The organism is Ruegeria sp. CL5 (assembly GCF_056536485.1).
On sequence record NZ_JBQFPS010000009.1, the window covers coordinates 56,669 to 71,059 of the forward strand.

At 55.7% G+C, this 14,391-nt stretch carries 16 protein-coding genes; 7 read left to right on the forward strand and 9 right to left on the reverse strand.

All coding sequences use genetic code 11. From position 1 onward, the window contains the following. Positions 1–9: 9 nt before the first annotated feature. The 3 genes from ACR0IU_RS15490 to ychF all read right to left on the reverse strand — a co-directional run bounded on the left by ACR0IU_RS15490 (position 10) and on the right by ychF (position 4,478). The gene (locus tag ACR0IU_RS15490; protein ID WP_480716877.1) at positions 10–1,713 is read right to left on the reverse strand and encodes an NAD(P)H-dependent oxidoreductase subunit E; all 1,704 of its coding nucleotides are present in this window, start codon (positions 1,711–1,713) and stop codon (positions 10–12) included. 85 nt (positions 1,714–1,798) lie between these two features. Continuing rightward, positions 1,799–2,680, reverse strand: coding sequence for a LysR family transcriptional regulator (locus ACR0IU_RS15495; RefSeq protein WP_010438067.1), 882 nt, complete (start codon positions 2,678–2,680; stop codon positions 1,799–1,801). A 700-nt stretch (positions 2,681–3,380) separates the two neighbouring features. Next, on the reverse strand, positions 3,381–4,478 hold the full coding sequence (gene ychF / locus ACR0IU_RS15500; RefSeq protein WP_480716878.1) for a redox-regulated ATPase YchF: 1,098 nt from the start codon (positions 4,476–4,478) through the stop codon (positions 3,381–3,383). A gap of 201 nt (positions 4,479–4,679) precedes the next feature. Here ychF and ACR0IU_RS15505 point away from each other — a divergent pair, with 201 nt between their 5' ends. From ACR0IU_RS15505 to ACR0IU_RS15535, 7 genes are all read left to right on the forward strand, one after another. Beyond that, positions 4,680–5,165 (forward strand): acyloxyacyl hydrolase, encoded by a 486-nt coding sequence (locus ACR0IU_RS15505; protein WP_480716879.1) that lies wholly within the window; start codon positions 4,680–4,682, stop codon positions 5,163–5,165. Positions 5,166–5,244: 79 nt separating this feature from the next. Then, positions 5,245–6,036, forward strand: a complete 792-nt coding sequence (gene trpA / locus ACR0IU_RS15510) for a tryptophan synthase subunit alpha (RefSeq protein ID WP_480716880.1) — start codon at positions 5,245–5,247, stop codon at positions 6,034–6,036. A gap of 160 nt (positions 6,037–6,196) precedes the next feature. After that, complete coding sequence (locus tag ACR0IU_RS15515) at positions 6,197–7,363, forward strand: alpha-hydroxy acid oxidase (protein WP_170477489.1); 1,167 nt, start codon at positions 6,197–6,199, stop codon at positions 7,361–7,363. Positions 7,364–7,616: 253 nt separating this feature from the next. Beyond that, positions 7,617–8,276, forward strand: coding sequence for a 50S ribosomal protein L25/general stress protein Ctc (locus ACR0IU_RS15520; protein WP_010438055.1), 660 nt, complete (start codon positions 7,617–7,619; stop codon positions 8,274–8,276). Positions 8,277–8,406: 130 nt separating this feature from the next. Continuing rightward, on the forward strand, positions 8,407–9,090 hold the full coding sequence (gene pth, locus ACR0IU_RS15525) for an aminoacyl-tRNA hydrolase (protein ID WP_170703638.1): 684 nt from the start codon (positions 8,407–8,409) through the stop codon (positions 9,088–9,090). A 72-nt stretch (positions 9,091–9,162) separates the two neighbouring features. Continuing rightward, a complete protein-coding gene (locus ACR0IU_RS15530) occupies positions 9,163–10,326 on the forward strand; it encodes a serine hydrolase domain-containing protein (protein WP_480716881.1) in 1,164 nt (387 codons plus the stop codon). Positions 10,327–10,335: 9 nt separating this feature from the next. Then, a complete protein-coding gene (locus ACR0IU_RS15535) occupies positions 10,336–10,716 on the forward strand; it encodes a DUF2237 family protein (RefSeq protein WP_170477497.1) in 381 nt (126 codons plus the stop codon). Here ACR0IU_RS15535 and ACR0IU_RS15540 read toward each other — a convergent pair. The 6 genes from ACR0IU_RS15540 to ihfB form a co-directional block, all read right to left on the reverse strand. Then, the gene (locus ACR0IU_RS15540) at positions 10,713–11,345 is read right to left on the reverse strand and encodes a class I SAM-dependent methyltransferase (RefSeq protein WP_480716882.1); all 633 of its coding nucleotides are present in this window, start codon (positions 11,343–11,345) and stop codon (positions 10,713–10,715) included. The two genes, ACR0IU_RS15535 and ACR0IU_RS15540, sit on opposite strands and share 4 nt — an antisense overlap. 50 nt (positions 11,346–11,395) lie before the next feature. Further along, positions 11,396–12,643: a tryptophan synthase subunit beta gene (gene trpB, locus ACR0IU_RS15545; RefSeq protein ID WP_480716883.1), complete on the reverse strand. Its 1,248-nt coding sequence runs from the start codon at positions 12,641–12,643 to the stop codon at positions 11,396–11,398. 68 nt (positions 12,644–12,711) lie between these two features. Continuing rightward, positions 12,712–13,047 carry a hypothetical protein gene (locus ACR0IU_RS15550; protein ID WP_480716884.1) on the reverse strand — a complete coding sequence of 112 codons (336 nt, stop codon included), beginning with the start codon at positions 13,045–13,047 and terminating at the stop codon, positions 12,712–12,714. A gap of 46 nt (positions 13,048–13,093) precedes the next feature. Next, on the reverse strand, positions 13,094–13,738 hold the full coding sequence (locus tag ACR0IU_RS15555; RefSeq protein WP_480716885.1) for a phosphoribosylanthranilate isomerase: 645 nt from the start codon (positions 13,736–13,738) through the stop codon (positions 13,094–13,096). Positions 13,739–13,746: 8 nt separating this feature from the next. Next, positions 13,747–14,097: a LapA family protein gene (locus tag ACR0IU_RS15560; protein WP_170477764.1), complete on the reverse strand. Its 351-nt coding sequence runs from the start codon at positions 14,095–14,097 to the stop codon at positions 13,747–13,749. Between the two features lie 6 nt (positions 14,098–14,103). Then, positions 14,104–14,388: an integration host factor subunit beta gene (ihfB, locus tag ACR0IU_RS15565; RefSeq protein ID WP_008758048.1), complete on the reverse strand. Its 285-nt coding sequence runs from the start codon at positions 14,386–14,388 to the stop codon at positions 14,104–14,106. Positions 14,389–14,391 lie beyond the last annotated feature (3 nt).

Genomic DNA, 14,391 nt, shown 5'->3' on the forward strand with positions numbered 1-14,391 from the left:
TGTCTCCCCTCAGATTTCGTCAGCGAAATGTTTCATGACAAGGCGGATCGGGTTCGGGGCGGCCTGCCCCAGACCGCAAATCGAGGCATCGCCCATGACCTGACACAGGTCCTCCAGCAGGTCCTGATCCCACTTGTCGGATTGCATCAGTTTGACCGCTTTTTCACAGCCCGCGCGGCAGGGGGTACACTGGCCACAGCTCTCATCCTCGAAGAACCGCAGCATGTTCAGCGCCGCATCGCGGGCGGTATCCTGATCGGACAGAACCACCACAGCGGCAGAGCCGATGAAGGTGCCATGTGGCTGCAATGTATCGAAATCCAGCGGGATATCGTCCATCGACGCAGGCAGCAGGCCCGAGGACGGGCCACCCGGCTGATAGGCCTTGAAGGTTTGCCCTTCGGCCATGCCTCCAGCAGCTTCAATCACATCTAAAATGGTTGATCCGGCGGGCAACAGGTATACGCCGGGTTTCGCCACGCGACCCGAAACCGAGTAGCTGCGCAGGCCCTTGCGGCCATTCTTTTCAGTGCTGTTGAGGCATTCCGGCCCCTCTCGACAAACCTTGGTAACCCAATACAGAGTCTCGACGTTGTGGACCAAAGTCGGGCGGTTAAAGACCCCAACCTGCGCCACGAACGGAGGACGGTGGCGCGGAAGGCCCTTTTTGCCCTCAATCGACTCGATCATCGCGGATTCTTCACCGCAGATGTAAGCGCCAGCGCCCCGGCGCAGGTCGATATAGCCCGGCTCGACAATGCCCGCGGCTTCCAGCGCGGCGATCTCGCGGCGCAGGATTTCCAAAACTGCAGGGTATTCGTCACGCATGTAGATAAAGCAGGTCTCGGCCTCGACTGCCCATGCGGCGATCAGCATACCTTCGAGGAAGACATGCGGTGTACGCTCCAAGTAGTAGCGGTCTTTGAATGTGCCGGGCTCGCCCTCATCCCCGTTTACAGCCAGATAGCGCGGACCTTCGTTCATGCGAACAAAGCCCCATTTCTTGCCGGATGGGAAGCCAGCGCCACCCAGACCACGCAGGCCCGAGGACAGAACGTCTTCCTGCACCTTCTCCCAGTCACCGCCGTCGCGGAGCTCATTCAGCTTGGCGTAGCCGCCATTAGCTTCATAATCGGCGAAGGCTTCGTAGTCGGGCAGATGCGCATGCGTGTCTTCGGCCGCAATCGCCGCCTGTACTTTTTCAGGGGTCGCATGATCGATATGATTGTGACCGATCTCCAACACCGGAGCAGTATCGCAACGGCCCATACAAGGCGCGCGAACAACGCGGACCTCAGCCGGGTCGAGGCCATCTTCAAGCGCCTTTTGAAGTTGCTGGGCACCGGCCATTTCACACGAAAGAGAATCGCAGACCCGGATCGTCAGCGCGGGCGGAGGGGTTTCACCCTCTTTCACCACATCGAAATGCGCATAGAAGGTCGCGGTTTCATAGATCTCGGCCTGACCGATCCGCATCTCGACCGCCAGTGCGGCGATATGGTCGGCGCTGATATGGCCGTGTTCGTCCTGAATCAAATGCAGGAATTCGATCAGCAGGTCGCGGCGACGCGGGCGGTCGCCCAGCAGACGCGCGATTTCAGCCTGCGCCTCATCCGTGAACTGACGGCCTTTAGGCGTGTGCCGCCCTTTGCCTTTACCTGACTTCCAGACGCCCTTGGGTGCGCCTGATGGCTTGGTATCTAATGGTGCCATGATGCCCTCCGATTAAGGCTCCGTGTCTCATCAGACTAGCATATCGTCAAATCGCATATCTCAATCGTACGATAACGACAGATTATCACCGTAAAGACGCCACCACATCACGTAATGCGCCGACCGTGGGCAATTCCGGGTCGCGAGTCAGGGTCGCCAGACAAATCGGCTTGCTGACCACCGGGTCGACCAAAGGCAGCACTTTGGTATCTTTCAAATCCCCCAGCGCCCGCACCAGCACGCGCGGGATCACAGTGGCAGCCAGCCCCTCGCGCGCCATAACCATCGAGGCAGTGAACCCACTGGTCTCGGCCACAATATCCGGGTGCAAGCCCTGTTCGGCAAATATCCGGTCCAGAATTCGCCGGTTCTGCATCTGAGGCTCCAACAGGCTGAGCGGGAACTCGGCCACGCGCGCCCATGGGATAGGGCCTGTCTCATCGGTCATATGCGAAGGAACCAACAGGACGTAGGTTTCTTCGTAAAGCGGCTGCACCTGCCGCAAGTCGGTGCCGATGCTGTCACCATAGGTAATACCCGCGTCCAGGCTGCCTTCGTCCAACCGGTGTTGGATCGCGGTCGCGGACATGGTCTCGATCCGGGTCACGATACGCGGGTGGGCGTCGCGCAACCGTTTGGTCAGACGACCGGTGAAGGCGATCGCCGTAGGGATCACGCCCAGAATAAGCGTGCCGGTGATCTCGCCCTTGGCAGCCAACACCTGCTGTTCCAAAGCTTTGGTGTCATCGAGAATGCGTCGCGCCCGCTGAACGATCATCTCGCCCTCTTCGGTCAGGCCCTGAAACCGGTTGGCGCGCCGGACAATAGAGACACCCAATCGATCCTCGAGATTTCGGATGCGCATTGAGAACGCAGGCTGGGAAATGCCGCACTCCTCAGCCGCTTTGGCAAAGTGGCGGTGTCGGGCAAGGGCGCTGAGGAGTTGCAGGTCGCGGATTTCGATCATTTGGGGTCTTCTCGAACGGCAAGCTAAAAAAGTTATTCTAGCGAGGTTTTCAATGCGTAGAAACGCGAGATCTGACTGGAATCTCAGCCTAACGCGAGTATGCAGAGCAAATTACGAGCAGGCAAACTTCCTGAGATGGTATCTGAATGTCAGAGAAGCGGACCAAGCTGCCATTGCTTACTGTTACGGAACGGGTATTTTGTGCCAACCACTCTTCACAGCCAAGGCACTTGGTACTGTCCCAAGGTCTATTGCGACGAACCGCTTTGTCTTGGGATAATTGTCGGAACTGTTCTATGGACGCAATCGAGTACAGGAATCTAGTGGGTCTTATTTGGATTATTTTCTTGTTTGTTTTGATGCCGCTGTGCTTTCGTCGCCAAACAAAGAGGCCAGAATATAAAGCACTAATGGAGTCTGGTCAGCTCATAAACCTCAATTTACTTACGCTTGCGTCGGCATGGCTCCGAAAAAAGAACGATCCACTAAGGCGCTCCCACATACGGATAGCGCTGATTGGTTTTGTACATTTCTTCGGGCTATTGTTCGGGGGGCTCTTCGGTCTTGTAACTATTATTTTGGCATTTCGCTTTTTGGCATAGGTGTGACGGTGTGCTTGGTCACTTAGGGCTCAAAGCGGTCATGGCTCGGGTGCTTGCTCAATGACATCCTAGCATTGGAGCGGTGAAGCTACCGCTGTTCAAGTATTGAACAAAAAATGCATCACATCGCCGTCCTTGACGATGTAACCTTTACCCTCGGCCCGCATCTTGCCCGCTTCTTTCGCGCCCTGTTCCCCATTGGCGGCGATGAAATCGTCATAGGCAATGGTTTCGGCGCGGATGAAGCCTTTCTCGAAATCGCCGTGGATCACGCCAGCGGCCTGTGGTGCGGCGGTGCCGGTGCGGATGGTCCAGGCGCGGGCCTCTTTCGGGCCTACGGTGAAATAGGTTTCCAGCTTGAGCAGATCGTAACCCGCGCGGATCAGGCGGTCGAGGCCGGGTTCTTCCAGCCCCATTTCCTCAAGGAACATCTGCGCTTCCTCGTCTTCCAGCAGGCTGATCTCTTCTTCGATCTTAGCGCTGATGATGACATGGGCATTGCCCTGCGCAGCGGCCATCTCGGCAACCTTGGCGGAATACTCATTACCCTCGGCGGCTTCTTCCTCGGACACGTTGCAGACGTAGAGCACCGGCTTAGTCGTCAGAAGCTGCAACATCTTCCAGGCTTTGGCGTCTTCGTCCGAGACTTCGACCAATCGCGCGGGCTTGCCGTTTTCCAGCATCACCTGTGCCTCGGCCAGAAGGCGATCCTGCTGCTGTGCCTCTTTGTCGTTACCCTTCAGCTTGCGCACCAGATTGGCACGGCGCTTTTCGATGCTTTCCAGATCGGCCAGCATAAGCTCGGTTTCGATCGTGTCCGCATCCGCCACGGGATCGACACGACCATCCACATGGGTTACGTCGCCATCCTCAAAACAACGCAGAACATGAGCAATCGCATCGGTCTCACGGATATTTGCCAGGAATTGGTTGCCAAGTCCTTCGCCCTTTGATGCGCCTTTTACCAGACCGGCGATATCTACAAAGGTCATGCGCGTCGGAATGATTTGTTTCGAACTGGCGATTGCCGCCAATTTGTCCAGGCGATCATCAGGAACAGCGACATCACCCACGTTAGGTTCAATGGTACAGAATGGGAAATTCGCAGCCTGGGCTGCCGCAGTTTTTGTCAGCGCATTGAAGAGGGTCGACTTGCCCACATTCGGCAAACCCACGATTCCCATTTTAAAGCCCATGACGGCCTCCTGATACCATTCGAGCGATGCTTCTAGGCAGGTCTGGCGCAATGCGCAAGGCGTAGCACTCCCTCCCACCTCCGAGTCTGATCTGCCACATCACGAAATCGGCATGACATTGTGTTCTTGCCCTCATTGAATTCATGCACTTACAGTCCCCAATAAAACTAATACCAACGAACGACGGACATAGTAGGTACGATGAAAACCCTTGTTATTCTGACCTTCGCGCTGGCGGCGGCTACTTCTGCGCAGGCACAATCGATCATTTTCGGCGCTGGCTACGCAGATTACTCCCACAGCGACGGAGACGATCAGGCCATTTTTTCGCTTGAGTATCAGCATCGCCCGTTTCACGAGGCAACTCGGTTCAGCGCAACATGGGGAGGGGCTCTCTCGGTTGATACTGACGGCGACACGCATATTGGTGCCGGATTGATCGGAGTATATAGCTTTGCCGACCGATGGTTTATCGAAGGCAGCGTCATGCCCGGCTACTATAGCGAAGGAAGCGATCAGAATGATTTGGGAGGCAGTTTTCAGATTCGCAGCCTGTTGGGTCTTGGTTATACGCTTGAAAGTGGGAACAAACTGTCGGTTGCCATCATGCACAAATCCAATGCTAGTACGCAGGACGATAACCCCGGTGTGAACTCACTACTGCTGCGTTATCATTACTCGTTCTGATCGCCAGCCCATCAAGCGGGATTGATTTTCAGCGAAAGTTTCTGCACATCAGGTCCAAACCCGAGTGCAAGGACTTCCGATGACCCGTATCGACGCCAAATTCGCCGCTCTGAAAGAACAGGGCAAAAAGGCCTTTGTAGCTTATGTCATGGCCGGGGATCCCGACTATGAAACGTCGCTGGAGGTCGTAAAGGGTTTGCCCGGCGCAGGCGTCGATGTGATCGAACTGGGTCTGCCCTTTACCGACCCGATGGCGGATGGCCCCACCATCCAGGCCGCTGGTCAACGGGCGTTGGATGGCGGGATGACATTGCAACGCACGCTGGATTTAGCGGGCGCTTTCCGCGAAACCGATGATACCACGCCGATTGTGCTGATGGGATACTACAACCCGATCTACAGTCGAGGAGTTGAGACCTTTTTGACGGACGCAAAGTCTGCCGGAATTGACGGGCTCATTGTCGTCGATCTGCCACCTGAAGAAGACGAAGAGCTTTGCCTGCCAGCACAGGCTGCCGGGTTGAACTTTATCAGGCTGGCAACACCGACAACCGATGATAACCGCTTACCTCGCGTGCTGCAGAACACGTCTGGCTTTGTTTATTACGTGTCGATTACCGGCATCACCGGCGCTGCTGAGGCGCAGGCGACCGATGTCGGACCCGAGGTTGCACGGATCAAAGCCGCGACCGATTTGCCGGTCATTGTCGGGTTCGGGATCAATACGCCAGAGAAGTCACGTAACATTGCCAGCGTGTCAGATGGTGCCGTTGTCGGGTCCGCGATTGTCAGCCAAATCGGGTCTGGAAAACCAGTGTCCGAGGTGTTGGACTTCGTCAAATCACTTGCTGATGGCGCGCATACCGCCTGATAACTCACTATTTTTTATCTCGGCATCCACCGTAGTAGGCGTTTAACTTGCTGCGGTGTTTTCGTTTTCAACCACAAGGCACCAACCGCAGTTTGTGGGCATTGCAGAGTGACAAAAAAATTGGTAAAGAAACCTAACCAATCCTGCGGAAGCCAGATCCATGCCTACAATTACCAATATCGAAGATCTCAAACGGATCTATGAACGCCGGGTGCCCCGCATGTTTTTTGACTATGCGGAAAGCGGCAGTTGGACGGAACAAACATTCCGCGAGAACACCTCGGATTTCGAAGACATCCGTCTGCGTCAGCGGGTGGCCGTAGACATGACCGGGCGCTCGACCGCGTCGCAGATGATCGGACAGGATGTGTCGATGCCGGTGGCACTGGCTCCGGTAGGTCTCACAGGCATGCAACACGCAGATGGTGAGATCAAAGCGGCCAAAGCTGCCGAGGCCTTTGGCGTGCCCTTCACCCTTTCGACGATGTCAATCAACTCGATCGAAGATGTTGCTGAAAACACGACCGCTCCGTTCTGGTTCCAACTCTATACAATGAAGGATCAGGACTACGTCGGGCGACTAATCCAGCGCGCGAAGGATGCGAAATGCTCAGCCTTGGTGATCACGCTCGACCTGCAAATCCTCGGTCAGCGACACAAGGATTTGAAGAATGGCCTCTCCGCCCCTCCAAAGCTGACCCCCAAAACCATTGCCAACCTGATGACAAAATGGGCCTGGGGTATCGAAATGCTGGGCGCCAAGCGCCGGGAATTCGGTAACATCGTCGGTCATGTCGACAGCATCACCGATACCCGCTCACTGGGAACATGGACTGCTGAACAGTTCGATCCCAGCCTCGACTGGGGCAAGGTTGAGAAGCTGATGGAACAGTGGGGCGGCAAAGTAATCCTCAAGGGTATATTGGACGCCGAAGACGCAAAGATGGCCGCCAAGCTGGGTGCGGACGCCATCGTCGTATCAAATCACGGCGGGCGACAGCTGGACGGTGCGCTCAGTTCAATCCGGGTTCTGCCTGAGATCATGGATGCCGTTGGCAATGATGTCGAAGTGCATCTGGATAGCGGCATTCGTTCGGGGCAAGACGTGCTAAAGGCTCTGGCGCTTGGGGCCAAAGGAACCTTCATAGGCCGCGCCTTTGTTTATGGGCTGGGTGCGATGGGTCAGAAGGGTGTGACGACGGCTTTGGAGGTAATCCAGAAAGAGCTCGATACAACGATGGCACTTTGCGGTGAGCGCAACGTGGCTGATCTGGGGCGCCACAATCTTCTGGTCCCGGAAGACTTCGGCGGCCGCTGGCAGGCCTGATCCTCGACTTACCAAAAAAAGGGGGCGCTGCCGCCTCCGCCTTTGGGCGTCTCCCCCGAGATATTTGCAACCCGATGAAGAAGTGGATCCCATCTTCATCGGGCCCTAAATATCCCGGAGCGCGAGGCAGAGCCTCGCAAATTTCCTCAAGCCACAAAAAGCCCTTTCCAAACCAATTGAATCAAGCTAAGGACGCGGCTTCACGCGGGCATACAGCCTTGGAGGATGCCCGCCCTAACATTGGAGAATTATCATGGCTGGAGAGATTCCTGATCTCGTAGCTCTGGAACGGACGGGGACAGGCAAGGGCGCCGCTCGTCAAGCACGCCGCGACGGCATGGTTCCGGGCATTGTGTTTGGTGGCGACAAAGACCCGCTGCCGATCCAAATCCCGTTCAACGTCCTGTTCAAGCGACTGAAAGCAGGCCGGTTCAAGTCGACCCTGTGGAACCTGAAGGTTGAAGGCCACGAAGACGTTCGCGTCATCTGCCGCGACGTTCAGCGTGACGTGGTCAAAGACCTGCCGACCCACCTGGACCTGATGCGCCTGCGTCGGACCACAAAGATCGCGCTGTTCATACCTGTTGAATTCGTCAACGAAGAAGCGGCCCCCGGCATCAAGAAGGGTGGCGTTCTGACGGTTGTGCGCCCGGAAGTTGAACTGTTGTGCACCGCGGGTGACATTCCTGAGAAGATCACCGTTGATCTGACAGGCATGGAAATCAACGACGTTGTCACCATTTCTTCGGTTGATCTGCCTGCTGGCACCAAACCAACCATCGATCGTGACTTCGTGATCGCCAACGTTTCGGCACCCACCGGTCTGTCGACAAGCGACGATGAAGAGGGTGAAGAGGGCGAAGTTGCAGCTGATGAAGTTGAAGTCATCGGCCAGGACGAAGCTGAAGAATAAGTTCGGATCATATCCGAATAGTGTAACGGGGCTCGTTTGTAGCCCCGTTTTTTTATGCAGATGTTGGGCTGGAAACGAGACGGTAAGATGTGGCATCAACCGCTGAGATTACGCTGTTAAGGACGATGCGATGAAACTGTTTGTCGGCTTAGGAAATCCCGGGCAGAAATACGCCCGTAACCGGCACAATATCGGGTTTATGGCATTGGAGCGGATCGCCGAAGACCATGGCTTTGGCCCGTGGAAATCTAAGTTTCAGGCTGAGATCGCCGAAGGTCGCTTGGGTGGGCAGAAAGTGCTGCTGGTCAAACCTCAGACATTTATGAACCGTTCGGGCCAGTCCGTGGGCGAGGCAATGCGGTTCTACAAACTCGATTCGACCGATGTGACCGTCTTCCATGATGAGCTTGATTTGGCCCCGGGCAAGGTACGTGTGAAAGCTGGCGGCGGACATGCGGGACATAACGGGTTGCGGTCGATCCACGAACATATCAGCCCGGCCTATGATCGCGTGCGGCTGGGCATTGGGCATCCGGGCCGTAAGGAAATGGTCTCACCCTATGTTCTGAGTGATTTTGCCAAAGCCGATGCAGACTGGCTGGATAGCGTCCTGCGCGGGGTTTCGGATGGTGCGGATTATCTTGCCGATGACGAAAGCGGCAAGTTCATGAATGCTGTTGCATTGCGAACCGCTCCGCCAAGATCGTCGAAGCAGTCTGGCAAACCTGAAAGCCCCCCTAAAACGAGCGTCGAGGCCGCATCTGTGCCAGATGAGCGTTCAGCCATGCAGAAGCTGTTGGACAAATTCAGGTAATGCTTCCGCAACGTAGTAATTGCGTAATGGAACTGACCGGGGTCCACTGTCAGGTGTAATAGGAGACTACGGATGAGATCTGCTTTTAAGTGGCTGCTACGTCTTGTGTTTGCTCTGGCGTTAGCGGCGTTGGTGGTCGGCTTTTGGAAACGCGAAGAGATTCAACGCCTGATGGCCGTGAACTCTCTGTTTTCAGAAGAAAAGATCGTGAATAATTTTTCGCACATGGACGAGGCGTTTCTGACCACCGATTTGCCGCGCGGTGACGGCCCGACCTGGGAACTGCCTTATGGCCCCGGTTTCGATCTGCCCGATGGAACTGACCAGTGGATCGAAGATCGCGCGGTAACTTCTTTGCTTGTGATGCAAGACGGAGCGATCCGGTTTGAGGAATATTATCTGGGCACCGGACCCGATGACCGGAGGATTTCGTGGTCAGTTGCAAAAAGCTATTTGTCGGCCCTGTTCGGTATTCTGATGGCCGAGGGTGCTATTTCATCGCTGGATGACCCGGTTGCACAATACGCCCCGGATCTCAAGGAAAGCGCATATGAGACTGCGACGATCCGCAATGTGCTGAACATGGCCAGCGGTGTGACCTTCGACGAAGACTATCTGGACTACAATTCTGATATAAACCGAATGGGGCGCGTCGTTGCCTTGGGGGGTGAGTTGGATGATTTTGCAGCCTCATTGCAAGACAGCTTCGTCGCGCCGGGCGAAACTTGGCAATATGTGTCCATAGACACCCATGTAATCGGAATGGTTATCCGGGGCGCGACAGGGCGCAGCGTCGCAGAGCTGCTGACCGAGAAAGTGATCGAGCCGCTGGGGTTGGAGCGGGACGGCTACTACATCACCGATGGCGCAGGCGTTGCATTTGTTTTGGGCGGTCTCAACTTCACAACGCGCGATTTTGCACGGTTCGGGCAGTTGATTTTGCAGGGTGGCGAACGCGATGGCCGGCAGATTGTACCTGCGGATTGGATCGACACATCTACTTGGCCTAGCGCCCCGACAGACCCCGGCGAGATCGGTTATGGCTATCAGTGGTGGATACCTGTTGGGGCGCATGAGGGTGAATTCATGGCGCGCGGCATCTATGGCCAGTATATCTATTTCGACCAGCCACGCGGGGTCTTGATCGTGACAACTGGCGCTGACCGAAAGTTCCGCGATCCCGGCGTCAACGATCTGAATGTCGAAATGTTCCGCAAAATTGCGCAAAGCTTGTAAGATGCAGCCATGCAAAAGCTAGACAGCATCAATGTTCTGGGAGGCGTACTCGCCCCTTGCTCTCGCGATCCTCTGACCGGGTTCTTTCGTGACGGCGTGTGCAACACCTGCCCGGAAGACCAGGGCAGCCACACGGTTTGCGCAGTAATGACCGCTGAGTTTTTGGCGTACTCGAAATATGTCGGCAATGACCTGAGCACGCCTCGACCTGAATTCGATTTCCCAGGTCTCAAACCCGGCGATAGCTGGTGCCTATGTGCGTCGCGCTTCTTGCAAGCCTATGACGAGGGCTGTGCACCCTTGGTCCACCTGGAAGCCACCCATCAGAGAGCGTTGGATATCGTTCCCCTGCATATCCTGCAGGCGCAGCGTTCCGAAGACGAGACCTAGATCGCGGTCGCCCGATATCCACGTGACGTGCGCGATGGAGGCCCGGTCGGAAAGCTGTGTTCAGCTTGCAGATCCCATCCTGAGCGGGACAACATCTCCACCACCGTCTCTGGCCTGTAGGTCCGGTGCCGCCACTGAAACCATATGATCGCATTGCACCAATGCGGTTTGCTCACGACCAGCCAGAGCGTCGCACCGGGTTCGGCAAGATCGCGCATTTGGCGCAGAGCCTCAGTAGGGTCGGCGCAATGTTCCAGAACGTGCGCGGCCAGTAGGCAGTCAAATCGGGCCTCTGGTTGAAAATCGTCCAATCGGGATTGAATGAGCGTCGCATCGAATCCGCGGCGCTGCAAAGCTGAATGCGCCAAGTGCAGCATCCGGCCAGAAGGCTCGAGCAGCGCGATGTTACCTTCGGGCCGGATGACTGTGCGTGCTTCGGCGAAAGCACCCGTCCCACACCCGATATCCAGCGCATTACGCCCCAAGTCTGCACGCGGATCTGACGACAGAAATCCCAGGTAGGCATCAAAATACCCCAGCAGCCGCATCTTATCCGCCCAGCCGGGGGCTGCCTGATCGTATTTTTGGTCAAGCCGATCAAGTTCAGCCTTTGAGGATGCGCCGCTCATGACTAGCAAACTGGCACAGTTCCTCAAAGGCGCAAAGCCTGTTTTAATGATCAGTCTGCCGAACGGCCCTCAGTGTCAGACATGTCGAAGTTGAGGTATTTCGCAACTGTCTGCACATCCTTGTCCCCGCGTCCGCACATGTTCATGCAGATCAGGTGATCTTTGGGCAAATCTGGTGCGATCTTCATCACATGCGCCAGCGCATGACTGGGCTCGAGCGCCGGGATGATCCCTTCGGTCGCACAGCAAAGCTGGAATGCCTCTAGCGCTTCCTTATCGGTGATCGAGACGTAGTTGGCGCGTCCTATATCGTTCAGCCACGAATGCTCGGGCCCGATCCCTGGATAGTCCAGACCCGCCGAGATGGAATAGCCTTCCAGAATCTGCCCGTCGTCATCTTGAAGCAGATACGTGCGGTTGCCATGCAGGACTCCCGGTCGACCGCCGGTCAGCGAGGCACAATGCTCCATCTTCTCGTTCACACCCTTGCCGCCTGCTTCGACCCCGATGATGTTGACTTCTTTGTCATCAAGGAACGGATAGAACAGGCCCATCGCATTCGATCCACCGCCAATGGCTGCGATGATGGTGTCGGGTAGACGGCCTTCGGCCCTGTGCATCTGCTCTTTGGCTTCCTTACCGATGATCGATTGGAAATCACGCACCATCGCCGGGTACGGGTGCGGACCAGCGACGGTTCCGATGCAGTAAAACGTGTCGCGCACATTGGTCACCCAGTCACGCAGCGCGTCATTCATTGCGTCTTTCAGCGTACCCCTACCACTTGTCACCGGTATCACCTCAGCCCCAAGCAGGCGCATACGGAATACATTCGGGGCCTGACGCTGTACGTCATGCGCGCCCATATAAACGATGCACTTCAGGCCGAACTTGGCGCAGACGGTAGCGGTGGCTACGCCGTGCTGCCCTGCCCCGGTTTCCGCGATGATCCGGGTCTTACCCATGCGGCGCGCAAGAATGATCTGGCCCAGCACGTTATTAATCTTATGCGCACCAGTGTGGTTCAGTTCATCGCGCTTCAGATAGATTTTAGCCCCGCCCAGATGCTCGGTCAGGCGTTCCGCGTAATAAAGCGGCGAGGGGCGGCCCACATAGTTGGCCCACAGATCATCCATCTCGGCCCAGAAAGTAGGGTCATCCTTGGCTTTGTTGTATTCCTCTTCCAGCGACAGGATCAGCGGCATCAGCGTTTCGCTGACGAACCGTCCACCGAAGATGCCGAAACGGCCCTGCTCATCCGGGCCGGACATGAAGGAATTAAAAAGATCGTTGGCCATGGGTGTCTCCACTCGTCGTACGCGACTTTCATAGGTGGTAGCGGCAGGATTTGCCATGGCAAAACGCATCATTGCTGATCCTGGACGCATTGCGCCCAGACCTTCAAAGCCTGATCCCTGCTAGGGATAGCAATGCAGGGAAAATGGTGGAATTCATAGGTTTTGGCCAAGCGCGAAGCCGCATCCACCACACTTCGATGCGGGCCCGATTGGGCAAATGTCAGCATAGCCTCTACGTCTTCCCAAACACTGAGTGAAAAAAACATGCCCTGATGTAAAAAGACCTGTGCTTCCAGGCACAATGGATCGCCGCGCGCCTGAAGCAACGCCTGACGCGCCCGCCAGAATAGTTCCGGCCCGTAGTACCATCGTCTTAACGAAACACCGCCAATTGCCGCAAGCATTGTCTCCTCCCCTTTTCCGGAGATACGCAGCAGACAATTGTTCAGATCACCGTGTGGCGTCGATAAATGCGCTGATCAAGGCCTCATCCTTGATACCCGGAGCACTTTCAACGCCCGAAGCGACGTCCACTTGCCGGGCTCCCGTGGTACGAATGGCCTCCGCCACGTTGTCGGGAGTTAAACCACCCGCCAGCATCCACGGCTTGCGCCAATACTTCCGCCCGGCCATAAGACGCCAATCGAACGCCAAGCCGTTGCCGCCCGGTAGAACAGCATTTTTTGGTGGTTTGGCATCGATCAAAATCTGGTCAGCGACGTCGCTAAAGGCATCAATCGCATCCAAGTCTTCAGCATCAGCCACTCCAATGACCTTCATCACTGGCAACCCATAGCGTGATTTGATTTCCGAGACCCGTTCGATGCTTTCGCCACCGTGCAACTGCAACATATCGAACGGTGCGGATTCGGTAATCTGATCCAAAACCTCGTTCGACGCATTCACAACCAAAGCCACCTTAGCAACCCCAACAGGTACAGATTGCACCAACTCTGCTGCTTGCTCAGCGGATACATAACGCGGCGATTTAGGAAAGAAATTGAAGCCAAGATACCGTGCACCTGCTTCAACTGCCGCACGCACATGATCAGGTGCGGTAAGACCGCATATTTTGACACTGATTTCACCGGACATAGTCGGCCTCAGCTTGCCTCATCCAGCAGGGCAAGAACGTCGTCTTGTCCTTCATTTTGCTTTTTCTTGAGCTTCTTGACCTCGCGCTCAAGCTTACGCACTTCGCTTTTCTTCACAGTGGCGTCTTTACGGTGCTTGTGCTCACGCAGCCACTCCCAAAGGAAGCCGATGACCAGACCGGCCACAACGCCACCAAGGACAACCAAGAACAAAGGGAGCGAGGTTGAAAAGTTGAACCCAAGCAACTCTGCCAGTGCATCCGGCATCAGCTTTAATTCAACCAGCTCACGATTGGCCAGAGAGATTGAAACCAATATGATCCCTAAGGCAGCAAGAAAAGCATAACGAATGTAGCGCATCATGACTTACGCTTTACCGTTCAACCGATCCCTTAGCAACTTGCCGGTCTTGAAAAACGGAACACATTTTTCTTCAACCTGTACGGTTTCTCCAGTACGGGGATTCCGTCCGACACGTGCATCGCGTTTTTTCACGGAGAAAGCGCCAAATCCACGCAGCTCAACGCGATCACCGCGCGACATTGCATCGGTCACTTCTTCAAAAACCGTATTTACAATCCGTTCGACGTCACGCTGATAAAGATGCGGGTTTTCGTCGGCGATTTTTTGAATCAGTTCTGAACGGATCATGCG